22 protein-coding genes and 1 tRNA gene (1 of these 23 cut by a window edge) are annotated in these 23458 nt (G+C 38.1%); 11 read left to right on the forward strand and 12 right to left on the reverse strand.

Annotated elements, in window-relative coordinates:
- The 3 genes in view from RR876_RS00705 to RR876_RS00715 are tightly spaced (at most 39 nt apart) and all read right to left on the reverse strand, a layout consistent with a single transcriptional unit that may run on beyond the window.
- Positions 1–616: the 5' portion of a helix-turn-helix domain-containing protein gene (locus RR876_RS00705; protein ID WP_332637059.1), read on the reverse strand. 395 nt of this gene lie to the left of the window's left edge; 616 of the gene's 1011 nt are visible here — the first part of the coding sequence; the start codon lies at positions 614–616; its stop codon lies off the left edge, out of view.
- A gap of 11 nt (positions 617–627) precedes the next feature.
- The gene (locus tag RR876_RS00710) at positions 628–1077 is read right to left on the reverse strand and encodes a phage regulatory CII family protein (RefSeq protein WP_087011036.1); all 450 of its coding nucleotides are present in this window, start codon (positions 1075–1077) and stop codon (positions 628–630) included.
- Positions 1078–1116: 39 nt separating this feature from the next.
- Positions 1117–1302: a Cro/CI family transcriptional regulator gene (locus RR876_RS00715; RefSeq protein WP_116763120.1), complete on the reverse strand. Its 186-nt coding sequence runs from the start codon at positions 1300–1302 to the stop codon at positions 1117–1119.
- 101 nt (positions 1303–1403) lie between these two features.
- On the opposite strand from RR876_RS00715, the gene RR876_RS00720 reads away from it, so the two are divergent.
- The 8 genes from RR876_RS00720 (at position 1404) to RR876_RS00755 (ending at position 8818) form a co-directional block, all read left to right on the forward strand.
- Entirely contained in the window at positions 1404–2051 is a 648-nt protein-coding gene (locus RR876_RS00720) for a S24 family peptidase (RefSeq protein ID WP_332477050.1), read from the forward strand.
- A gap of 49 nt (positions 2052–2100) precedes the next feature.
- Entirely contained in the window at positions 2101–3249 is a 1149-nt protein-coding gene (locus RR876_RS00725) for an ABC-three component system protein (protein WP_332477049.1), read from the forward strand.
- A gap of 10 nt (positions 3250–3259) precedes the next feature.
- Positions 3260–3742 carry a three component ABC system middle component gene (locus tag RR876_RS00730; RefSeq protein ID WP_332477048.1) on the forward strand — a complete coding sequence of 161 codons (483 nt, stop codon included), beginning with the start codon at positions 3260–3262 and terminating at the stop codon, positions 3740–3742.
- Positions 3739–5649: a DUF3732 domain-containing protein gene (locus tag RR876_RS00735; RefSeq protein ID WP_332477047.1), complete on the forward strand. Its 1911-nt coding sequence runs from the start codon at positions 3739–3741 to the stop codon at positions 5647–5649. The genes RR876_RS00730 and RR876_RS00735 overlap by 4 nt, the downstream gene beginning before the upstream one ends.
- 305 nt (positions 5650–5954) lie before the next feature.
- Entirely contained in the window at positions 5955–6257 is a 303-nt protein-coding gene (locus RR876_RS00740) for a hypothetical protein (RefSeq protein WP_332477046.1), read from the forward strand.
- Positions 6247–6513, forward strand: coding sequence for a hypothetical protein (locus RR876_RS00745; protein ID WP_332477045.1), 267 nt, complete (start codon positions 6247–6249; stop codon positions 6511–6513). Before RR876_RS00740 ends, RR876_RS00745 begins: the two co-directional genes overlap by 11 nt.
- 1 nt (position 6514) lies before the next feature.
- Entirely contained in the window at positions 6515–7657 is a 1143-nt protein-coding gene (locus tag RR876_RS00750) for a tyrosine-type recombinase/integrase (protein ID WP_332477044.1), read from the forward strand.
- A gap of 141 nt (positions 7658–7798) precedes the next feature.
- Complete coding sequence (locus RR876_RS00755; RefSeq protein ID WP_332477043.1) at positions 7799–8818, forward strand: hypothetical protein; 1020 nt, start codon at positions 7799–7801, stop codon at positions 8816–8818.
- A gap of 426 nt (positions 8819–9244) precedes the next feature.
- On the opposite strand, the gene RR876_RS00760 is transcribed toward RR876_RS00755, so the two are convergent.
- The 8 genes from RR876_RS00760 to efp form a co-directional block, all read right to left on the reverse strand.
- Positions 9245–9321: transfer RNA gene (locus RR876_RS00760), tRNA-Val, on the reverse strand.
- A 43-nt stretch (positions 9322–9364) separates the two neighbouring features.
- Positions 9365–11356: a DUF3488 and transglutaminase-like domain-containing protein gene (locus RR876_RS00765; RefSeq protein WP_332477042.1), complete on the reverse strand. Its 1992-nt coding sequence runs from the start codon at positions 11354–11356 to the stop codon at positions 9365–9367.
- A gap of 10 nt (positions 11357–11366) precedes the next feature.
- Positions 11367–12266 (reverse strand): DUF58 domain-containing protein, encoded by a 900-nt coding sequence (locus tag RR876_RS00770; RefSeq protein WP_332477041.1) that lies wholly within the window; start codon positions 12264–12266, stop codon positions 11367–11369.
- Between the two features lie 16 nt (positions 12267–12282).
- The gene (locus RR876_RS00775; protein ID WP_332477156.1) at positions 12283–13194 is read right to left on the reverse strand and encodes an AAA family ATPase; all 912 of its coding nucleotides are present in this window, start codon (positions 13192–13194) and stop codon (positions 12283–12285) included.
- A gap of 165 nt (positions 13195–13359) precedes the next feature.
- Complete coding sequence (locus RR876_RS00780) at positions 13360–14379, reverse strand: 2-dehydropantoate 2-reductase (protein ID WP_332477040.1); 1020 nt, start codon at positions 14377–14379, stop codon at positions 13360–13362.
- 252 nt (positions 14380–14631) lie between these two features.
- Positions 14632–14934, reverse strand: coding sequence for a YbdD/YjiX family protein (locus RR876_RS00785; RefSeq protein WP_004693572.1), 303 nt, complete (start codon positions 14932–14934; stop codon positions 14632–14634).
- Positions 14935–14944: 10 nt separating this feature from the next.
- Positions 14945–17047, reverse strand: a complete 2103-nt coding sequence (locus RR876_RS00790) for a carbon starvation CstA family protein (protein ID WP_332477039.1) — start codon at positions 17045–17047, stop codon at positions 14945–14947.
- 168 nt (positions 17048–17215) lie between these two features.
- Positions 17216–17785, reverse strand: coding sequence for an elongation factor P (gene efp, locus RR876_RS00795; RefSeq protein ID WP_004693574.1), 570 nt, complete (start codon positions 17783–17785; stop codon positions 17216–17218).
- Positions 17786–18094: 309 nt separating this feature from the next.
- Between efp and epmB the strand changes: the two genes are divergently transcribed.
- The 3 genes from epmB to RR876_RS00810 are packed head-to-tail and all read left to right on the forward strand — an operon-like array spanning position 18095 to position 22982.
- Entirely contained in the window at positions 18095–19111 is a 1017-nt protein-coding gene (epmB, locus tag RR876_RS00800) for an EF-P beta-lysylation protein EpmB (RefSeq protein ID WP_183174473.1), read from the forward strand.
- A 17-nt stretch (positions 19112–19128) separates the two neighbouring features.
- Positions 19129–20874: a GTPase gene (locus tag RR876_RS00805; protein ID WP_148827089.1), complete on the forward strand. Its 1746-nt coding sequence runs from the start codon at positions 19129–19131 to the stop codon at positions 20872–20874.
- A complete protein-coding gene (locus RR876_RS00810) occupies positions 20856–22982 on the forward strand; it encodes an EAL domain-containing protein (protein WP_332477038.1) in 2127 nt (708 codons plus the stop codon). Before RR876_RS00805 ends, RR876_RS00810 begins: the two co-directional genes overlap by 19 nt.
- 140 nt (positions 22983–23122) lie before the next feature.
- On the opposite strand, the gene rpmE is transcribed toward RR876_RS00810, so the two are convergent.
- Complete coding sequence (rpmE, locus tag RR876_RS00815) at positions 23123–23350, reverse strand: 50S ribosomal protein L31 (RefSeq protein WP_004693579.1); 228 nt, start codon at positions 23348–23350, stop codon at positions 23123–23125.
- Positions 23351–23458: the final 108 nt, after the last annotated feature.

Raw genomic sequence — 23458 nt, forward strand, 5'->3', positions numbered from 1 at the left:
AAAGTTCATCGCAAATGGTTTTGTCTTGGTTGTACATCTCAAAGGCGCGTTTTTCTCGTTCCACCCATTTCGCTGTCATGAGGGTTTCTGGTTCGATGCTGTCATCGGCCAATGTAATTTCTTCACGAAGTTTTTTTGAGCAAAGCCAGTCTTTTTTATTTTTAGATTCTATTGGAAGATTCCTTGGGAGATTCTGTGTCCCAATTTCGGTACTGGTCTCGGTACCGTTTTTGGGACTGGTACTTGTTCCGTTTTCGGTACTAGTACCAATATTGGAACCTGTACCTAAATTGGAACTAGTTCCGTTTTTACCACTAGTCCCTTTTTTGGTACTGGTTGGATGATCTTCCCGACCGACCACACCCCGCAGTTGGTAGACTTTTACGCCGTTGCCGACGATCTTCCCTGTATATTTAATCAGGGCTTTTTTCTCTAGGTCGTCTAAAACTTTGATGATGGTTTTGCGGTTCATCTTGGTATCTTTGACCATTCGCATAATGCTTGGGTAGCACTTATGATCTTCCCCTGCGCGGTCTGCCAGTGAAAGTAATATGAGGCGTTGTGTAGAACTGTCTACTTCCGCTCTCCAAGCCCAAATCGTTGCATCTAAACTCATATGGGTTACCTCTATTTGTCGTCTACGCACTGGTGTATTTGTGCATCCAGTTCGGCCAGTATTTCGTGTAGTCGGTGAATGACCTTAGACATGTCTATGGCTTCCCCGCGTGTAATGCGTCCGTCTGCCATCATTTCTTTAAACAGCGTGTAGACGTTTCCGCCTTTCATCCCAAAGCTCAGCACTAGATCTGTGAGTGCTGTATCTCTGCATTCGGGTATGTCAGGCAGGTTGATTGCGACTTTGCCGTGTTGGGCATTGAGGCTTTGCAGTATTCGATAGTCGTTGGTTAGCGCCATCAGCTTGGATGCTTCAACTAGCGTCAAGTGATGGGTGTCTGTATTTGGATTGACTTTGCTATTGAGCACGGCGGGACTTTTGATACCCATACGAGGTGCGAGTGCATTTGCTCCACCTTTGTAGTCGTGCACGGTGTGATAAGCAGCATCTAATATGTTCATAACGGCTTCCTTTGAACGTGTTTTTAAATTTGATGCGGCTTAATTTATTGATGTACTTCTTTTTAAAGGTAATAAGCCTTTGGCCAAATCTCTTATTTGATATTCACGCACAAGTGGAATTTTATTTTCTGACCATTGACTGATTGCTTGAGAGCTAATTCCTAGCTTCAAAGCTAAGTCTGTAACGTTGCAATTCAAAAGCTCTAATGCTTCTTGTTTTGTCATTAACTGCACTCGATTAGGTAACTTTTATTACCTTATTAAATAACATAAAACTTACCTAGTCAAATGGTAAGATTCCTTACATTGAAAATGGGCAAAAATTTATGGAAACTTTAGGAACTCGCCTGAAAGAACTAAGAAAAAATAAAAAAATTACGCAACAACAAATTGCTGATGCGATAGGCGTGTCTAAGACATCCGTTATTTATTGGGAAAAAGACGACAATCTTCCTAAACATGAAAGTTTAATGGCACTAGCAAAAGTACTTAGCGTATCTCCTGCATATTTATTAAATGGGGACACAAATGATAAGTCTGACTCAAATGTATCCATGCCTTTTCAAATTTCAGGGCGATTAATTCCTGTTATTTCATGGGTTCAAGCTGGTACTTGGACTAGTGTAGAAGCTGTGCCTGCGGGTACACAGTTTGAAGAATGGTTACCCCCAAACCCGAAATGTGGCAAACATGGGTACGGACTAGAAGTATCTGGAGAGTCCATGCTTCCAGACTTCCGCCCTGGCGATAAAATTTATGTGAATCCTGACTTTCAAGTAAGTGACTTAAAAACTGGAGATCTAGTCATTGTTTCGAGTGAGGTTGGTAAAGCTGCTACTTTCAAGAAGTTAATTGTTGAGACTGACAACATGTATTTGCAGCCGCTAAATCCTGAATGGTTGGAAAAAGCTATAGCGTTAGAAGATGGATGTAAATTGGTCGGAAAAGTTGTGGGCCTTTATAGAGATGTATAATTATAATTTATAAAGATGTCACATTATAATTCATAGAGGGGAAACTATTTTGAAAAATAATCCTTATGCTGCTGCTGCATCAAGTATTGGTTACGATTACCAAATAAGATTAGCTCTTCTCAAGTCATTTAAAATCAATGAAGAGAGCGAAGTCCATATTGAAGCATTAGATGATATAGAGCTTAATACAAAGGATGGGAAACAATTACTATCATTAAAGCATAAACAGATTAATGATACTCTTACAGACCTTTCAGTTGATTTCTGGAAATCAGTCAATATCTGGATCGATAGAATAAAAACTATCACTACTCCAATAAATTTCTTATTGTGTACAACAGCTGAAGTATCTGATAGCTCATTTTTAAAAATCATCACAGATGGAAGTAAGAGAACTATTCGGTTAGAGGATATAACTCAAATTGAAAAAATTTTAGATACTTCAACTAACAAAACTATAATTCCTATCAGAGAAAAATTTAAAGCACTAGAAGATTCTAAAAAAATTGAATTATTCAACAGGATTACAATTATAGATAAATCAATAAGAATCAATGATATACCCAATGATATTATGGATAATTATTTTAGAACGGTGAACCAACAATATAGAAATAATGTATACGAAACATTAGAAGGATGGTGGTTTTCTAAAGTTATTGAAAAAATGACAGGTAGTTTAAAAGATCCTTTAATTGTTAGAGATATAAGTGCAAAACTTCAACAAATAAGTGAGCAATATTTTGTAGATAATCTTCCTATAACATTTGATGAATTGACACAAGATCAAGTTGATATAACAAGTTATTTGGACAATGATTTTCTTTTTGTACAAAAAATGAAACATATAAGCATACGAGACACCCAACTTCAACGCTCTATTTTCGACTTCTTCCGCGCCTATAATCAAAGAGTTGAATGGTTAAAATCCAATTTAGTAACATCTGAAGAAATATCAAAATTTGAAAAAAAACTAATAGATGAATGGGAACGATTTAAAGATGATCAATATTTTGATGATGAAGAAATTACACAACCTGAATTGTTAAAAATTGGACGTGCAATTTTTAGTTGGGCTCAGAACACAAATATATTTATCAGACCCAAAGTTACAGAACAATATGTAACGAGAGGAAGTTTTCATATCTTAGCTGACAAAGAAGACGACTTAATCTATTGGCTGCCAAAACTTCCTTGATAGGTATAAAATGACTGATTTTAAGAAGCAACCTAGTGAATCAAGAGCTTTATTTTCGCCATCTTATTGTGCGCTGATTATTGCAAATTTCATTGATCATTATCAAAAAAAATCTGGTAAAAGTATCCCACCAGCATTGATACATGTAATTCTCCCCTTAGTACTTAATGAAGACTATGCATCATGCTTTCTAAATAATAGTAGAAAAAATTTTTTCCATATAGTTGAATCTAATAGAAATATTTACTCATCATTCCCATTAAACTACTTTAACTCAATTGAGATCACTAACAACGCCCTACTTTTCCTTGCCGAAGCTAAAATTTTGTCTGTACAAGACGGCACAATTGAATTGAATGATAAATTTCTAAATAAAAGTTACTTTAAAACCAATCTCAAATATGAATTCCAAACTTCTAATACTATTTCTAACTCTATTTCAAAAATAGATGATGTAACTGGTATATTTATTACGCTAGGTATTAATCCATGAAAATTAAATCCATACATATATATAGTCACGATGGTGATGTTAGAAGTATTAACTTCAAAATTAATGGGCTAAATATTATTACAGGATTAAGCTCTACTGGAAAATCTTCAATTATCAATATTATTGAATATTGCTTGGGAAAATCAGATTGTTTAATTGCAGAAGGGGTTATCACGTCTAAGGTTTCATGGGTTAGTGTAATTTATACTATAGGTGAGCAAGATGTATTGATTGCAAAGAAACTACCCGAAAATGGAAAAGCTAGCTGTAGCCAGTTAATGTTAAAAAGAGGAGTAGATCTCACTGCTTGTGATTTCAAAGAATTAGAAAATAACTCTAATGATGATACTTTAACCTTGTTATTTAATAATTTACTGAATATTCCAAATGAATATACGAATGTTGATTCTAATCAAACACGTACTTCATTTAATATTAATTTATCTCATACCAAATTTTATTTATTTCAGCCTCAATCTTTAATAGCAAATAAAGATAGTTTGTTCTACAGACAATCAGAAAGTTTTATTCCTCAAGCCATTAAAGATACTTTCCCAATTATCGTGAAAGCGGAATCCTTAGAATATAGAATAATCTTCGAAAAAATCAAACAGTTATCAAAAGATATAAATTTGATTCAAAAAAGAATTGAAAATGAACAAAATGATGGCAGCTATTTAATATTTGATCATCTAAAAAATGAAGCATCAAATTTTAAAATCGACATTTCAAATGTATTATCACCAGAAAAACTCTTAAGTTTAGTAAAATTAAAAACTAGTGAAGCTAATCTTCAAGAAGATTTTTCCGAAGTAATCGTTAGTATCCAAAGAGAAATTCTCGAGCTCCGAAAGGAAAAAAGCAAATTAATTACTGAACAGTCTCTACTAGAAAAATTCTTCTCAGAAAAAGACACTTATTTTACAAATCAAAAACTATTGGAATCTAGACTATCTACAATAAATGCTTTCAAAAATATAGAGTTATCAGATAGTCAAAGTTTCAATGAAATTATTAAATTAGTTAAATCAGACTTGGTAAGTATTAGTAAAAAACTAAAAACTTACAATAAGATTTCTGATGATCTTAATAAAAACAAAGTTTTTGATGAATTATCAAAGAGAATCAATGATATAGATAAAAATATTATCAAACTAAATCATCAACTTGCAGATCTCAATGAAGCCAATAATACATATTTAAATGATTCATTCGATCTTGCAAACTATTATATTTTAATTGGAAAAATTAAAAGTTTCATCGAGAATATAAATATTAAATCGTCTGAAAGCCTTCAAGAAGAATTAATTCAAAAACAGCTCAAACTTTCAGATCTAAAAACAGCTCTTGAAGAGTATGATAGTATTTCAGAGAAATTAGATTCAATTATTTTTCAGATTTCTTTAAAAATTACCGAGTATTTGAAACTATTAAATTATGAACATGGTACTTCTACAACCAGATTCGATTTAAAAAATTTAACTTTAATTACAACAAGATCTTCTGGAAAATCTATACCTATGAATAAAATAGGTAGTGGTGCTAATCATCTGGCTTTACATATTTCTGCTCTTTTAGCTTTTCATTATTATTTTCAAAATTTTAGTTGCCCAGTTCCATCTTTCATAATTTTCGATCAACCAAGTCAAGTATACTTTCCTCAATTAGGATTAGAAGCCAAAACTGATTTACGCGATAACAAACACTATAATAGAGATGATATTCAGGCTGTTAAAAACTTGTTCAAGTTCCTAATTAATTTTATAAAAGAGGAAGTACCTAATTTTCAAATCATTGTTACAGAACATGCACTTTTCAATGAACAATGGTTTACAGATTGTATGATTGAACCATTTTGGGCACCTCCACATGCACTTGTACCAGAAAATTGGCCCAACCTTGGGTAAGCTAAATTACTATTTGACATTTTAGGTAAGTTAACTTACCTTTATCTCGTACACAACAAAAAAGCACCCCTGCCTTCGAACTCATGGGTGCTTTACAGATAACTGCGAGATAAGTATGAAACAAAAGCCTATAGCTAGTCAAACGACGCCTATTCTTTTCCAATCCCCTACAACAGCCGAACTTCGCCCTGCACTTCGCACAATTATTTGGGCGAATCTACGCGACTTTGCCCTTTTCCTTGGCCTAGCTTTTATATGTTGGTTGGTCATTACTGCCATTCTAATGGCAGTTGGAGGGTAAGGTTATGGCTAAAGAATATCGTTGTGAAAGCTGTAAAAAATATATACCCGCAGATCACTCAACCATTAAAGTTGGTGATAGCGTTAGATTCACTACAACTTATCAAACAACAAATAGTGCTAGATATTCATCTAAGACGGGCAAAGTAATAGCCATTGCAAATGGTGTATGCGAAATCGTATTTAAAAAGAAAAGCTACTTCAAAAATATTAAGGCGGTTACACCAGACGATGCACCAAGTCCTTTAACTTATGCCCTTTTTGGTACCTGTATATGTACAAAGGAGGAAACTCCAAATGGCCACTAATATCAAACGCCTCAAGCTCAGCGTATTTGCTGAACGCTATTGGCAAGACGAAGAATCCCGTCCATGCCGTGACACATTGGTCAGCCATATAAAACGTGGTTGGCTCAGTGGTAAAAAAATTGGTAAACAATGGTATGTCGAATGTACCAGTTGGGGTGCGCCGTTGTTCTATACAGATGAAGTGCCTAAGGTGGAACTAGAGTCTCCACCTAAAACGGGTAACTCCATTGCAGACCGAATTTTAGCGGAGATTTAATATGGCTCCTCGAGGTCGCAAGTCGGGGAACTTGGACTTACCTCCCCATGTCGAAGTCGACAAAAAGCCCAATGGCACCATGTACTTCCGCTATCTACTACCGAACGGACAGCGTAAGTCACTGGGTAAAGACCGTAATGAAGCCATTAAGGCAGCTCAGGCACTCAACACCGTGCTTGAGCGTAACCCAGACATTGTGTCTAAAATTCTATCTTCAGTAGAAAAAGCACATAAGCAAAGTCATATTCCAAACTTTGGCCAAGCATTGGATGAATATGAAAAGCTGCACTTACCCAAGAAGAAACTTGCCAAAAATACCTTGGTCAATGTCACGGCGAACATTGGTAAATATCAGGATATGTGGGGGCAGTTCTATTGCACCGACATTACTCTACTTATGATTTCTGAATACCTGAAACAGCAGACCGACTTTCAGGCAGAAAAGCACCGTTCACAGCTTATCGACATTTGGAAATACTTTGTGGCCAACGGCTGGGCACCTGAAAATATTGCAGAGAAAACCTTAAAGCCAATACGACCAGAAAAAGTCAGAACGCGACATTCTAACGAGTCGATTGAATTAGTGAAGTCGGTTTGTCCGCCGTGGTTAAAACTGGCGATTGATCTGGCATTACATTCTATTCAACGGCGTGCCGATCTGGTGGTGATGGAGCGTTCAAGCATTAACATCAAAGACAACACCATGACCGTACTGCAGCATAAGTCGCTGAATTACGACAAGCCTGTGTTTATTGAAGTGGATATGCATCCTGAGCTACGGGAAGTCGTATTGCAGTGTATAGAGCATTCTATGCGACTACGCTGCCCTTACCTGATTGCAACACGACCAGACCGCATTAACGAACAAATCCGTAATGCGAAACTGCATCCTTTTGCTGTAACTGAGGATCATATTACCAAGCAGTTTAAAAAGTATCGGGACTTGTCAGGTGCGTATGATCATTTGGAACTAAACCAACGACCATCTCTGCATGATTTACGTGCTTTGGGCATTTATAACATCACACAGAAGTATGGAAAGAAGTACGCGCAGGCACTGGCTGGCCACGCAACTGTGAAGATGACTGATCACTATTTAGAGGGTCACGAAGCGCCTAAACCTGAGCGGATTAGCTATCGTTAGTCATACCAATAAGCTGATGCTTTCATTTGATGGATCATCAGCTTTTAATTTCATATATTCGCCAGTATGTTAAATGTGGTGATTTTTATAAATAAATATATAAGATATGGACACCTATTTTAAATTTTAATGAAAGTAATTATGAAGTTATTACATTGGACTCTTTTTGTAGATCTTTTAGGTTATCAAGAAATTAATGGGGAAGTTAACGACTTACAAACAGCTAAACAACTTATAGAGTTTATGAAAAGTAATGTTAAAATTTTTGAGAGACAAAATAATGACTCAAAGCTTAAAACATATTATGCTAAGAGTAATTTTGATTTATTTAGCCATTACGAGATTTCTTTTGCTTTCATCTCAGACTCTTTAATTGTTAGCTATAGTCCAAATTTAGAATTAGATTTTGATGAAGAAGTTGCATTAAGCCATTCCTCTAATATGTTACTAATCCTCTTACAAAGACTAAGATTACTTATATATAAATGTATATCAGAAAAGAAGATGTTTTTAAGAGGCGGGATCAGTAACCATTATTCATATATAGATGGAACTTTTGCTGTTGGAAAAGGGGTTGGAGCTGCATATGTAGCAGAAGCTTATCAAGCTAAATATCCACGAGTAATTTTAGCTGACGATGTAGTTCAAAATACTAAGCTCATGAAATCCATAAACTGGTTAAGTAATACAATGTATAACACATCTTTAATTGTTGATGATAATGGAACAAATTATTTAGATTTTAACCGATTTGGAAGAGCCTCAGTAGATGCGGATTCGAACAATCCATTTGTGGTTAAAAATGCTTGTGCTAATCACATTCAGTATAAAGAACATATAAATTTAGAAGGAGGCTATTTACGAGTATATAAAGAAGCTATTGAATTCCAGATTACAAAAGCTTTACTGTTAAAGGATTCAACAGATAATCAAACGCAAAAACTCTACAAATCTTTAAGAGATAAATATATTTGGTTAAGTCATTATCATAATAGATCATGTATGGATTTTTCTAATATTAAAATTGCACTACCCGGAAGTTTTATTACTAAAAATCCAGAAGCTTTTAAAACATTTTCTGAGCTTTCAAGAATGATTCCTGAAGTTACAAAATTTTGTATAAATCAGAATTTACTAAATCAATTGGAAGTTTCTAATTAAGGTTAATTCTGAGTAGCTATGAATTTTAAGGATAAATTTCAAGATTTTCTAAAATTAACATAATACACCTTATACGAAATGCTCTCTTTTATTTCTTATAATTCATAGTTTTATGTCAATGTTAAAAGCCCAGACCTACCGATCTGGGTTTTTTTAATGATTTTCATGATTACTTATTAACAATGTTCCACGGCTTTGTGTAGTCTCATTTAACCCTAAAACAGAAAAAAATGTCCCGATGAAATAAGAATAGATGTCCAATTAGTTATTGATTTAGCTATCGTTAATAATTGTTTTTAAATTTAAATGGATGAGTTTTCCACATTGGGGAATTACGCCATTCCCCGAAAATACCCCGAATCTTCCCCGAAAACAAAAAGCCCGCTTTTTAAGCGGGCTTTAATGTGTTGAAATATCAACGAATTTTGGTAGGTATATCCAGACTCGAACTGGAGACCTCTACGATGTCAACGTAGCGCTCTAACCAACTGAGCTATACACCTGAAGTAAAAGCATAATATTCACTTTTAAAATACATGACAAGCGCTATTTCTTATTTTTTAAAGCAGATGCACAAGTTTTAAGCATTTGTTTAAATTGTTGAATATTTTTTGAATTCAACGTTTTGGAATAACGCATTTGTTGATAATAATCAGCCGCCTGCTTAAATGAAACTTGCTGTTCAGGTTTAACGTCTTGAGCTAAGCGGATCAGCCATTGATAGACCGTTTCAGCATTTTGCTTACGCTGCTCAGTTGTTAAGTTTCGAGAAAAATATTGAACGACCATGTCGTATTCACAAGTTTGAGCACGTTTACGCCAAAATATAACCCACCAGTACAGTAAAACTAACCCACCGATGCTAATAATAATCAGCAATACCAATGAATAACTGGATTGAAGTCCTAGCTTCTGTAACCAACCTCGTTGAGTCTCTGCATTATAGCCAACCACCTTACTTTGCCATTGGTAACTTGCATAGTCGCTCCAAATGCGCATTTTGTTTAATACCGAATAGCGCTGTACATTCCATCGACTACTCTCACCCCAAACACTAGCATTTTGACTCATTAAATCTTGCATACCCTGTTCAATACGCTGTGGTGCAATCATCGCTGTTGGATCATAGCGTTTCCAGCGCCCATCCACAAAGACTTCCGTCCATGCGTGCGCATCTAACTGTCGAATTTCCCAACTTTTTGCATCTGGTGAAGGCTGGCCACCTTGATACCCAACCACAATGCGCGCTGGAATTCCGGCATAGCGCATCAGCATCGCGAAGCTAGAAGCATAATGTTCACAAAAACCCTGTTTGGATTGAAACAAAAACTCATCAATACGATGCTGTCCCAACAAGCCCGGCTGCAAGGTATAACTAAAACCATTATTGCGATACCATTGCAAAACATTTTGAATATAACGTTTCGGATTCTCGTTACTTTGTTTAAAGAGCTGCTGTGCAAATTGCTGTGCTTTCAAGTCCGTGTGCTCAGGCGCTTTTAAGTTTATGCTTCGTTGTACCTTAGATAATTCACTCTGGGCAAATTGAACATTTCCCATCCATTGCAATGCAATAGGTTCCACCCGCTGGACTTGACGATAAGCTTGAATACTCCAATCTTGGCGTAGCTGATAGCGCCGCTCTAAGGGTTGTGAATATTCCAATGCCATAATCCACGGAATCGCGACATCAGCGGCTAAATATTGATAGTTCCATTTTTTGGATGTAGAGATATGCGTTAATGTATCATCCGCAATACTTTGTTGATTAATAAAACTACTGGTCCACTTTTGCCCATCATATTGATCTAAGACCATCGCGCGCCAATAAAGCTCTGAACGATTTGGGAGCTGAGTGACATCACCGATAATACGAAAAGCCAAATGACTGGACTGGGATAATTGCGCAATATCTCCAGGTGACATACTGTCACTCATGCCTGTCACTGCTTTATTTTCAGGAATTGGAATATGCCAAAGTGGGGGTAAACGCGGAAAAAAGATAAACAGCAGCACAAAAAAAGGCAGTGCGAGACCTACAAATTTAATGACGTGTTTTGCATCTTGCCGTAATGCCATCCGATTCGAGTTTTCAGATGCAAAAGTATGGGTTTGCACGCGATATAGCCCCAACAAACAGCTCAATAAACAGAGTAAAACCATCACAGCCGTCATAAATGACTGACTATGTAAAAACATACTCGCCGCAACAAATAATGCAAAGTTAAACAGAATGATCACATCACGCTGCGTTTTTGTTTCTAAGGCTTTAGCAAAGAGAAAGATGCTTAAAACGGCTACGCCCGCTTCCACCCCTAAAAAGCTTTGATAGCTCCCAAAAGTGACCGCTAAAGCAACAAGCGTCAAAATGTAAATTGCCCATTTTGGAAAATAGTTGCCCGTGGATTTCATGAAATACCATAGACAACCGATACAAATGGTGAAAATGACACTCAATAACACAGGGCTAAAACTTAGTTGTGTGATCCAAATCAAACTCAGTGTCAGTACAATGGCAATACGAATAGAAGAATGCATACTGTTCTCGCTATGCCTGAGCCAAAAGTAGTTTGGCTTGGAGGTATTGTTCTCGTCCTATCCCTTTGGCTAGTTCAGCATGGGGTAAATACAGTGCATAGGCATACTGCAACTGCTCACATTGTTCAACCAAGCCCATCATTAAGCTCAATTTTTCTTCATGTGAAGGACTCGGCATATGTGCATAGTGGATGTCTAAACTGTGTTGATCCTGATGCTGCTCAAAAACCTTAATAAATAACCCTTGTCCTTGTGCCACTTGTTTCCATGAAACCGCCTGTAAAGAGTCGCCCTCTTTAAAATTTCGTAATTCTCGAAATTCATCCATGTCCGGTTCAAAACTGTGCTGTTGCTGTTTATTTTCTGCCGCTAAAGACTTAGCTTTAGGCGCTATCCACACAGGTGCTTGGATAAAAAAATAACTCCATGCACGAACGAGGCCAAATGGATAAGTCGAATATATTTTAATCTCTGGAAAACTAAACTGTCCGCGCTCTTTTGGAAAAAAATTTAAATCGAACACCTGATGGGTATCTTGAATAAACAACTGTTCTATATGATCAGCATAAGCGAGCCAAAGGTATCGAGGCTGTGAATAATGTTGTTTGAAATGCATTTGTAATTGCAATGCACTCTCAACCTGCCCTATTTCAGGCAATACAAGGTCAACACTTAACCCATGTAGCTGTTTAAAGGTCAAATAAAAACTCATACACAGCACGGCACTGATTAAAAAACAAAACGCTAAAATTAAGTTATTGGCATAATTCACCCCTGCAATAAAGGTGATTAAAATCAGCACCACATACAGATATCCTTGCTGATAAATAAACACCAGTACATCTTTTTGGGTCAGTTGTTTTTCAACCTTAAATTGAAAGCGTTTATTTATCCAGTTTTGCCACAACATGCGTCAGCTTATCCTATCAGTGAACTTTGACTTGCTTCATAAGCTGCTCAGTTTCAGCTTCACCCAGCCCAATACGATGCGCAGTCACTGCGACAAATACAGCCTGTACATCATCGGGTGTAACAAATGCACGGGCTTTAACTAGAGCATAGGCTTGTGCTGCTTTCTTCAAAGCCAGTACGCCACGAGTCGATAAACCATGTCGACCTTTACGGGTTTCAACCGCCAAATCTAAAATATAGTCCAAGACTTCCTCAGACAAATAAATCTGTGGCACCAAAGTTTGTAAGGCAAGAATGTCTTGTTCGGAAAATACAGCCATCAACTGCTGAATCAAGTCATGACGGGATTGTTGCTGCAATAAAGCCTTTTCTGCCTGACGTGATGGATAACCCAAAGATAAACGCATAAGAAAACGGTCAAGCTGTGACTCTGGTAGTGCATAGGTTCCACTTTGAAAAAGTGGATTTTGCGTTGCAATCACCCAAAAAGGCTGTGGTAGTACATAACGACTTGCATCAATCGTCACTACACCCTCTTCCATCGCCTCTAAGAGCGCACTCTGCGTTTTTGGACTACAACGGTTAATTTCATCTGCGAGTAAAATTTGAGTAAAAATTGGCCCTTGCTTAAACTCAAACTGATGTTCTTTTTGGTTAAACATATTCACCCCAATCACATCGCTTGCCAGCATGTCGTTGGTAAATTGAATCCGTTTAAATTGAAGACCGGCCAAATGTGCCAAGCTACTGGCCAATGTGGTTTTGCCTAAACCGGGCAAGTCTTCAAACAAGATATGCCCACCTGCTAACAGGCTGCATAGGGCCAATTGGGTTTGTTGATTTTTATCTAAAACGATTTGATTGACTTGATTGAGGAATTCTTGGATTTTTGGATAAAAAACACTTAACTGTGATTCATCGAGCATGTCATGTTGCTGTGTTTCTACCGTTCTTTCTTTTCCCCAAAGCACCTTATTCTCCCCAATCAAAATATAAATCAAGGTTTAACATACAGGTTTTTCAGACATACTCAAAGACGATCCTTATAAATCTTCAATGATTTGCGTATGAATGACTTCCCTCAGCTCAAGCTATTGTTTCGCTGCAGATTTCAACTGATCTTTTAAAGTATCTGCACTCATTGAAAATGAAGGCGATGATTTCTCTGCTTGCTTAATCAATTCTATGAGTCGTGCATTGATTGGAGCCTGTCTACCGCATTGTTCTGCGAGTTTTAAAACCTCACCATTAATCCAGTCGACCTCTGTGGGGCGACCTACAATTAAATCATCTTGCATAGACGACCGAGCCAATGGATCGATCGCCAACATTTTACGACTTAATAATTTAAATAATGGATTGGGTAAACTCAGCAATTTTGGAATTAAATGGGTCGGAACTGCGGTTAACTTTGCAGGTTTAATTTGTGCATAATCAAGCAGTGCTAAAGCTTCCTGCTGCGCCATTGCCACACATTGGCGATATTTACGAATCGACAATTGTTCCTTTAACGGTCTTTTTGACAATGCATTGATTGAATTATTTAAATTAAGTAAAAGCTTGGCCCACTGCACAGCCAGCATATCTTTTTCAAAAACAATCTCTAAACCTGCTTTTTGAAATGCATTTTCAAGCAAATTTTGATTTGGATATTGCCTAACACTTAATGCACCTGATGTGCCTTGATGATAATGCCCAGCTTCTTGCGTGGCGACGTTAAAAGGAACCATTCCCTCTAAAATCATCGACCCTTGCAAAACCCTTTTTAGAATAGGGACATTACTTAAGCCATTTTGAAAGCTGATGATCAGCGGTGCTTTAGCCCCTAAATATTCTTTGATTTCATGTGCAACTTGTTCGGTTGCCGCCGATTTCACACAAATAAAAACAACATCAGCATCCACAACATGAGCAGGATCAGTCGTTAGTTTGAGTTGATGGGGTGCAAGTTTGATCTTTTTGCCTAAATAATCAGTTAAGACTAAGCCAAATTGGGAAAGCTCTGCATGAATACGTGGACGCGTGATAAAAGTAACATCACTACCTGCAGCAACCAATCTTCCGCCTAAATAACACCCAATGCTTCCAGCACCATAAATATATATTTTCATTCAATTTCCCTTTGCAAACATTCCAGTATTTTAAGAGCTATAACAATCAAAAGCTGTCAAATATACGACATGAACCTTTTATGCCTCACACTCCGTGTTCGTTATGATTTAATCTACAATGCAACAACTTGCTTCATGCAAAAAATACACTGTCGAATCTAACACGAGCAACCACATCTAATTGATTACTTTCAATCGATTTTTCACAAAAAAGACGGCACCGAAGTGCCGTCTTTCAACTGATTAATTACATTAACAAGGGCACTTTTTCATGCCATTCGTTGCAGATGGATAACGCGCATCCACACAGTGACGATAAAAAGTTTTAGCATCCATCGCTTCTAAATCAGGATGGTGCTTTTTCATATGCTCCAAATAGTTTGGATAATCAGGCACCCCCACCATCAAGCGAAAACTTTGCTGCAAACGTTGCCACAATGTCGCAATTCGAGACCAATTTTTAGGGTTCAGAATCAAATCTTTCTGCGACATCACGGTCATTTTGATGATTTTATAAATCATCGTTTTTCCACTTTTAGCAAATTTTAGATTCATCTGACTCTCCTTAATGCCCAGCTTTTGATGGCTGAATGTCTTCAGGATCACGATAAATGGCTTCTGCTTCATGCACAGTTGGAACTGGGCTTGCTAATGCACGACGAATCACTCTAATCGCAGCAAAGAGCATCACAATCGCCACAATCATAAAGAATCCACAGAGTGCAGCATTGATCTGATTCGACATCGCAACGGTCTGCATTTCAGCAACTGTTTTCGCTGGTGCTAAAATTTCATTGTTTGCAATTGCATTGTTAAAGCGTTCAGCTTGTGCCAAGAAACCAATTTTTGGATTTTCGTGGAAAATTTTCTGCCAGCCCGCGGTCATACAGGTTACCAACAAGAATATGGTCGGGATAATCGTGACCCATACATACTTCTCTTTCTTCATTTTGAAGAGGATAACCGTACCTAAGATCAATGCCATTGCCGCAAGCATCTGGTTACCCACACCGAACAGTGGCCATAAGCTATTGATGCCCCCGAGCGGATCAACTACACCTTGGTAAACAAAGAAGCCCCAACCCGAAACGGCAACCGCTGTACCCAACAAGTTTCCGAAGAAGTTATGTGAGTTTTTTACCGCAGGAATCACAATACCCACGGTGTCTTGCACCATGAAACGACATGCACGCGTACCCGCATCAACTGCCGTTAAGATAAATAGTGCTTCGAATAAAATGGCAAAGTGATACCAAAACGCCATCATTTCACGGCTATTGAAAATTTCCGTAATGATGTGGGCCATACCAATGGCAAAAGTTGGCGCACCGCCAGTACGTGAAAGAATGGTACTTTCACCCACTTCTTGAGCCAGTAAGGTTAATGTTTCTGGAGTAACAACAAAACCTAAGTTACGAACAGCTTCAGCTGCAGTGTCGACACTAGTACCCAGTAAAGCGGCTGGTGAGTTAATCGCAAAATATACACCCGGATCAAGCACTGCGGCACAGATCAAGGCCATGATTGCAACAAATGACTCCATGAGCATACCGCCATATCCGATCATACGAATATCACGTTCATTGTTCACAAGTTTCGGCGTGGTTCCTGACGACACCAAAGCATGGAAACCTGAAATTGCGCCACAGGCAATGGTAATAAATAAGAACGGGAACATTGAACCTGCAAATACAGGGCCAGTACCATCAATAAATTGCGTGAATGCTGGCAGCTTCATTTCTGGCATTGCGAAAATAATACCGACGGCCAAGCCTGCAATAACACCAATCTTTAAGAAGGTTGATAAGTAATCGCGTGGTGCAAGCAATAACCACACAGGTAGTGCTGAAGCCACGAAACCATAAATAATCAGCGCCCATGTCAACTGAGTGCCCGACAGGGTAAAGAACGCACCCCAATATGGATGCTGTGCAATATTTTCACCGTAGACAATGCCGAGCATCATCAAAACGAAACCAATAATAGATACTTCTGCAATTTTACCCGGACGGATAAAACGCATGTAAATCCCCATAAAGAGCGCAATTGGAATCGTTGCAGCAATACTAAATACGCCCCATGGGCTGTGTGCAAGTGCTTTGACCACGACCAGTGCCAAAACAGCAAGGATAATAATCATTACCCCCAATGCACCAAGCATGACCACAATACCTGCAAAAGTTCCAAGCTCTTGCTTTGCCATTTCACCGAGTGAACGTCCATCACGACGGGTAGAAATAAACAACACCAAAAAGTCTTGTACTGCACCTGCAAGCACTACACCGACAAGTAACCAAATCGTGCCCGGTAAATAGCCCATTTGTGCTGCTAAAATAGGCCCTACTAATGGACCTGCACCTGCAATCGCTGCAAAGTGATGTCCAAATAGAACGCTTTTGTTGGTTGGAACATAGTCCAAACCATCATTCAAACGATGCGCGGGAGTTAAGCGACGTTCATCAAGCTCAAAAACTTTATTTGCAATAAATAAACTATAGAAGCGATAAGCAATACTATAAATACAGCCCGCAGCAAGTACGAGCCAGATGGCATTGACATGCTCACCACGACTCAGTGCCAATATCCCAAAAGAGACTGCACCGATGATGGCTACCAGTAGCCAGATGATTTTTGAAGTCAGAGTTGACTTCGGCTGAACAGATTCCATTTCAATCCCTCATATTTGTTGCATTCAATCAGCGTCTTTAATTATTCGAGGTACTGCTGTTTTCCTTTGCGACTTTACTCTGCATCTCCTTGTTTTGATCTAATACTTTGGCATAAAAAAAGGGATGATTTTCATCATCCCTTCCGATAATAGTCTATTTTTAAACCATTATGCACGTTCTAAATAATCGCCAGTACGAGTATCTACGCGAACGCTTTCTTCTTGCTGTACAAATAATGGAACACGTACTACAGCACCTGTTTCTAATTTTGCAGGTTTACCACCACCGCCAGAAGTATCACCACGTACACCCGGATCAGTTTCAACAATTTTCAAAACTACGAAGTTTGGTGGGTTTACTGTTAATGGCACGCCATTGAACAGCATAATGGTACATTTTTCATTTGAATCATCTTTTAACCATTTTGCAGCATCGCCCATTGCTGTTTTGTCAGCAGCGATCTGTTCAAATGATACAGGATCCATGAAGTTCCACATTTCGCCGTCGTTGTACAAGTATTCCATTTCTACTTCTACAATGTCAGCCGCTTCTAAAGAATCACCAGACTTGAATGTTTTTTCTAAAACTTTACCAGAACGTAAATTACGTAGTTTTACGCGGTTAAATGCTTGACCTTTACCTGGCTTTACATATTCATTTTCCATGATTGAACATGGGTTACCATCAAGCATAACCTTAAGGCCTGACTTGAAATCATTCGTAGAATAATAGGCCATGACTGGCGCACTCCAAACTAACTAACTTAAATATTTATGTCTATATCTTAAACACCAAAGCTTTGAAAAGCAGGGTCGTAAAGATAGGGCATCTTTTTTGATGCCTCGTATTGTAAATGAGCAAGGTGTTATGAAGCAATGAAAATCCACTGCCTATAAGCCGAAGATCTTGATAAAATAGCCCTGTTCCGCGTGTTTTTGTGTATTGAAAAAGGCTTTTTAGACCGCACACATCCGAACAACTCGTTTCGACATCACCCGATTTGATGACCTAACTTTCTTTTTACCTAGTATTTGACCCCTTATTGCATGACTCATTATTTGTACCAAGAGCAAAATTGGCAAGCTCAACTCAGTGATTTAATTACCGATCCTTTAGAATTACTTAACATTCTGGAGCTGTCTCCTGAGCAACTGCTGTCGGGTGCACTGCTTGCATCGACTCAATTTAAACTCCGTGTTCCCCGTGCTTTTGTGACCAGAATGCAAAAAGGAAATCCGCTTGATCCTTTACTCCTTCAAGTCCTGCCCCATCATCTTGAGCTTGAAGAACATCCCGACTTTGTGACCGACCCACTGGGTGAGGAACAAGCCAACCAACAACCCGGTGTTTTGCATAAATATAAAACTCGTTTCTTACTTACGCTGACTGGGGCATGTGCCGTTCATTGTCGTTATTGTTTTCGTCGACATTTTCCCTATCAAGAGAACCTGCCAAAGTCAGAAGATTGGATCAATATTCAGCACTATATTCAGTCACAACCTGACATTAATGAAGTGATTTTGAGTGGCGGAGACCCCTTAACGCTGTCCAATCGTAAAATAAAATTATGGATTGAACGCTTAGAAAGTATTCCTCAACTTAAATTTTTGAGAATTCACTCACGAGTTCCCATCGTAATGCCTAACCGTGTCGATGATGAGCTAATTTCCATCTTAAAAAACAGTAGGCTGCGCATTATTCTAGTGGTACACTCAAATCATGCATCGGAATTGGATGATTTTACCTGCCGTCAATTACAGCAATTAGTCGCAGAAAAAATCACCGTTTTCAATCAGGCGGTTTTGTTAAAAGGGGTCAATGATCACGTTCAAATTTTGACAGATTTGAGCTACCGTTTATTCGATGCAGGTGTATTGCCATACTATTTACATGTTTTAGATAAAGTAAAAGGGGCTCACCATTTTGATTTAAACCCGCAAGACATTGATTTTCTATATCAAGGATTATTGGCGAATCTACCCGGCTATCTGGTTCCCAAGCTGGTCAGGGAAATTGCGGGAGAAAAGAATAAGACACCACTTTTCGGGGTTTCAACTTTTTGAGTTAAATAATAACGATGATGACGACGAGTACTTCAGATATCTTCCAAAAACCAACCGAATTAAAGTTGGATAAGCTTAGTTTTTGCCCAAGCACAGTCAAAGGCTTACAAGAATGGTTAGCAAACTTATCCATTTTACAATTGGGTGACTCTTCTCGTTCCTTATTTCAAGCTTTACTTGAAGTCTCCGAGCTTCAAGTCAGTGAAACACTTCGTTTTGATTTGGTTCAAGTACTGCATCCAAATTTGGAAAATGTGCTTACCAGCTTAGAGAAACATTTTTTTAATCAGGGCCTCATCACCACTGATCGAAATGACCATATTATTGAGCTTGCCTTATTAATGCGTAGCCATTTTGCAAAAGTCTATATCGACATTGCAAAGCGTGTCTCTCAGCAAATCACTCAAAATAAGTTTTCTTTATTTGCTTTTAACCAAAAAAAGAACCTACAAACGGCTCGAACCGTATCGAGTTATTATGCTTTACAACAACTGTCCCTGTTGTTGTATCAACAGCATTTGCTCTATAGTTCCCCGATTCCAGGTCAGTGGCTAGCGGCTCATCAGCTCTTGGATTCTGCTATTCAAAATAACTTCTATTTGACCAACATTAATCAAATACAAGGCACGCAGCATCAACTGAACAATATTAGCCAAGCCTATGCGCAGCTTATTCTATTGGATATTTTTAATACCCACCAAATCCGTCCGGGTGAAATTCAAGGGCTGTTTTTGTGTAGCTTTGATTGGGCGAAACTGATTCAAATTTTACCTAAAGAAACAACCTTATCTCGCTATATTGTCGATGCTTCAAAAGACTATCCACCGACTTATAATTCTCAAAAAAATAGTCACATTCAGCCGAATATTTTTATCTCGACGCAAGCTCTGCTTGATCATCTCTCAGAGATGCAAACCAAACGCGCCGAGCCACTGTCGCGCGATGAGAAGATTTTCCTTACCCCTGCTCTGCATTTTCATATTCATAACTTATTGACCAATAACATTGAACGTAAGCATGAACGTTATGAATACTCAGCCCAATTACAAATTTGTTTTGGCCTGTCAGTCGCACATTTTTATTTGTCTAAAGGCAAAAATTTTAATGAAACTTTAGAGCTAGAAGGCAACTACAACTTTCAGAATGAAAGTCACGTGATCAACTCCATGAACAGTAATATTCCTGTGGAGACAAGTTCTGCTCGTATGATTGATCGTGAATCGAAACAAATCTACCCTGCCGAAGTTTTAGATATTAGCGTGAATGGTTACCGTATTCGTTGGACTGGACCAACACCTGCACATTTAAAAACAGGTGAGTTTATTTTGGTCCAAGAAAATGCGCATAGCCAATGGCGCGGTGGTGTGATTCGCTGGATTAAACAATCAAGTGAAAAAAGCTTGGAACTAGGGTTAGAAATCTTAGCGCAAGATCTTTTCCCATGTGCCGTAATGGTAAAAACAGACCGAACCACTCAGAACTATCAGCCTGCATTATTGGTACAAACGTCCCAGCTAGATGAAGTACAAACCAGTCTCATTGTGCCGGGTTCGAATATGTACCGAGAAAAACAAACCATTCACTTACGCCTAGGTGATGAAGATCTTAAAATTTATTTAGTAAAAGCACATTTAATTACGCAAAGTTTTATTCGTTTTGATTATGAATTGTTGAATGACCAACAAGAACCATTGGTTCAAAGTTTTATTCAAAAGCAAATGAATGCTATTAAGAATCACGATTTATGGGAAGCATTGAAGTGAGAAATCCATTATTATCTAAAAAGTTAAAACGTACGGAAACACGTTTACTCATTATTGATGATAATCAGATCCGTTATAACCAAATTCGTGACCTTTTAACTTCTAGCGATCATCAAGTCCATGCCACCTTACTGGATGACTTACAAAACTTTGAAAAACAGCTTCATCTGCCTTGGGACGTGGTGATTTTTGGTCGCGCTTATGACTTAAAGTATGAACAAGCACTGACTTTGATTCGTAACTCTAACCAAGCCAATTTACCACTGATTTTATTAAAGCCCGATGAATATCAATCAGCCCAATATGCAAGTTTTATTCGTAAAGGGATCTATGATATTTTGAACTTAGAAGAAGCGGATAACTTTTACTTAGGTCTACTACGTGCGCTGTCATTAAGTCGTTTATTACAAAGCCAACAACAACTCATGAATGAGCTTGAAACAGCGCAAAGTCAGGCACAGGCTTTAGTTGAAGAAAGCAATAAAGCTATTGCCTTAATTCAAGAAGGGATTCATGTTTCAGCCAATGCTGAATACTTACAACTGTTCGGCCTAAGCTCTGAAGATGATATTATTGGTCAACCGCTGCTTGATATTCTGCAGCCGAAAGATGTAAACGATTTCAAAATCCGTTTTAAGAAAATTTCACAAGGTCAGTTTGATTTAGGTGCTTTTGAAGTTGCTACTCTCAATAGCAATGCCCAAACTAAAAATCCTTTAAAAGTTGAGTTTTTAGCCGCACCTGAAGATGATGCTCTCCAACTGACGATTGAAGTCGAATCTGAACGCCCTGCTGCTCCATCGGTCAACACTGAAAAGCATGCGACAAAACCTAATACGTATCAACAAATTAACCGTGCCATGACCAAGCAACCCTCTGATCAGAATGCTTTGGTTAGCTTTGCACTCAGCTCTTGTCCAGATGAAATTTTTAAAGCCAACTGGGCAACTACGCGTGATTATTTTAACAATATTTACAGCTTTTTAAATGAACAGACTCATATTCCTCTGTTTAAGGCGGGTGGGCAAACCATCGTTGGTTTATTCCAAGCAGAATCACAGGCAAAACTTGAATCTAAGCTGATTGCGTTAAATGCGCTCACCAAACCACAACTCATCACGGTAGAAAACAATAGCTATCCCGTAAATTTGCGCATTGGCTATACTTTATTGAAAGGTGAAATTTCAAATCAAAATGAGTTTGAAAACTTATTGTGCTCAGCCTTTAAAACCGCTTTACCGACCAATCAAGACGATTGCGAAATTGAGCAGAAAGCCAGTATTGACATGCCTGTGATTGAGTTGATCAACCCTACTGTCAGCGATACTTTAGACACTCAAAAAACAGCAAATGAGCCTACGGTACTTAAAGCTTTACATCTTGCATTAGAGCGTGGTGAGATTCATCTTAAATATCAACAGCTTTACGACAAAGAAGACACTAATTTATACACCTATGAGGTTACAAGTGGCTTTATTTATGGTAATACGTGGAAAGATATATCAAGCCTTAAAGAGTTAAGTGAAGATCACGAACTGTCTATTAAACTTGACCGCTGGATTTTAGTTGAGTCGTGTAAACAACTACACAATTTTATCACTCAGTATCCTGAAGCAAAGTTGATTGTAAACTTAAACAAAGCCGTACTCTTGAATGACCGCTCTTTCCCTGAATTTATAGCCAAACTGATTACCATTGTACGCAGTAAGTTAAGTCATCCAATTATCCTTCAGTTCTCTGAGGATGATATCAGCCAAAACATTGCTGAAGCGCAAAAATACATTGCCCAGCTTCGCCAATATGGTGCTGAAGTTTCGATTCGTGACTTTGGTAATAGTATTTATAGTGAATCTATCTTACGTCAGCTCGATATCAACAATCTCACCTTAAACGAAAACTTAACTCGCATGCTCAGTAGCGACGCCAACACGGAAGAGTTGCAAGAAAAAGTTGCGGTATATCATCAATTGAAAAACATTCAAATTATGCTGCGAGATCTGAATGATATGACGTCGTTTGCCAATGCATGGAATGTCGATGCCCGCTTTATTCAAGGCGATTATTTCCAGAAGAAACTCGATCATCTGATTGACGTGCAGGATCAGTAAAGGTTTGACCTTGGATACTAGCCTCTAAATTTCAAGGCCCCTATATGGGGTCTTTTTATTATATAGTCCAGCTATCGCTCCTATGAATCTGTATCAAAATCATAAAAAAACGGGCAAATGCCCGTTTTTTTCTTTTGCTATTAGTCGCGTTTGATAGAACGTGACATGCCAGCAAAACGTTGTTTGAACTTGTCGATACGACCGCCAGTGTCAACGTTCTTTTGTTTGCCAGTGTAGAATGGGTGGCAAGCTGAACATACGTCTAGGTAAACAGTTTCTTTACCAAGTGCTGAACGAGTTTCGATTACGTTACCGCAAGAACATGTAGCAACTAAAGTTTGGTATTTTGGGTGAATATCGGCGCGCATCGTCGATTACTCCATAAAAATTAAAGAAGGTTTTGCTGTCATCGCAATTGATCACTCTCAAAATTGAGGAAAGGGCCACTTAATTAAATTAAGTTGCAGATCAACACC

Origin of the sequence: Acinetobacter sp. (assembly GCF_036666595.1) — a bacterium.
In the GTDB taxonomy this organism is placed as follows: Bacteria; Pseudomonadota; Gammaproteobacteria; order Pseudomonadales; family Moraxellaceae; genus Acinetobacter.

Coding starts and splice junctions, on each gene's coding strand:
- RR876_RS00710 (WP_087011036.1), bottom strand. CDS start 1,077: ATGAACATATTAGATGCTGCTTATCACACCGTGCACGACTACAAAGGT.
- RR876_RS00715 (WP_116763120.1), bottom strand. CDS start 1,302: ATGACAAAACAAGAAGCATTAGAGCTTTTGAATTGCAACGTTACAGAC.
- RR876_RS00720 (WP_332477050.1), top strand. CDS start 1,404: ATGGAAACTTTAGGAACTCGCCTGAAAGAACTAAGAAAAAATAAAAAA.
- RR876_RS00730 (WP_332477048.1), top strand. CDS start 3,260: ATGACTGATTTTAAGAAGCAACCTAGTGAATCAAGAGCTTTATTTTCG.
- RR876_RS00735 (WP_332477047.1), top strand. CDS start 3,739: ATGAAAATTAAATCCATACATATATATAGTCACGATGGTGATGTTAGA.
- RR876_RS00740 (WP_332477046.1), top strand. CDS start 5,955: ATGGCTAAAGAATATCGTTGTGAAAGCTGTAAAAAATATATACCCGCA.
- RR876_RS00745 (WP_332477045.1), top strand. CDS start 6,247: ATGGCCACTAATATCAAACGCCTCAAGCTCAGCGTATTTGCTGAACGC.
- RR876_RS00750 (WP_332477044.1), top strand. CDS start 6,515: ATGGCTCCTCGAGGTCGCAAGTCGGGGAACTTGGACTTACCTCCCCAT.
- RR876_RS00755 (WP_332477043.1), top strand. CDS start 7,799: ATGAAGTTATTACATTGGACTCTTTTTGTAGATCTTTTAGGTTATCAA.
- RR876_RS00765 (WP_332477042.1), bottom strand. CDS start 11,356: ATGCATTCTTCTATTCGTATTGCCATTGTACTGACACTGAGTTTGATT.
- RR876_RS00770 (WP_332477041.1), bottom strand. CDS start 12,266: ATGTTGTGGCAAAACTGGATAAATAAACGCTTTCAATTTAAGGTTGAA.
- RR876_RS00775 (WP_332477156.1), bottom strand. CDS start 13,194: ATGCTCGATGAATCACAGTTAAGTGTTTTTTATCCAAAAATCCAAGAA.
- RR876_RS00780 (WP_332477040.1), bottom strand. CDS start 14,379: ATGAAAATATATATTTATGGTGCTGGAAGCATTGGGTGTTATTTAGGC.
- RR876_RS00785 (WP_004693572.1), bottom strand. CDS start 14,934: ATGAATCTAAAATTTGCTAAAAGTGGAAAAACGATGATTTATAAAATC.
- RR876_RS00790 (WP_332477039.1), bottom strand. CDS start 17,047: ATGGAATCTGTTCAGCCGAAGTCAACTCTGACTTCAAAAATCATCTGG.
- efp (WP_004693574.1), bottom strand. CDS start 17,785: ATGGCCTATTATTCTACGAATGATTTCAAGTCAGGCCTTAAGGTTATG.
- epmB (WP_183174473.1), top strand. CDS start 18,095: ATGACTCATTATTTGTACCAAGAGCAAAATTGGCAAGCTCAACTCAGT.
- RR876_RS00805 (WP_148827089.1), top strand. CDS start 19,129: ATGACGACGAGTACTTCAGATATCTTCCAAAAACCAACCGAATTAAAG.
- RR876_RS00810 (WP_332477038.1), top strand. CDS start 20,856: ATGGGAAGCATTGAAGTGAGAAATCCATTATTATCTAAAAAGTTAAAA.
- rpmE (WP_004693579.1), bottom strand. CDS start 23,350: ATGCGCGCCGATATTCACCCAAAATACCAAACTTTAGTTGCTACATGT.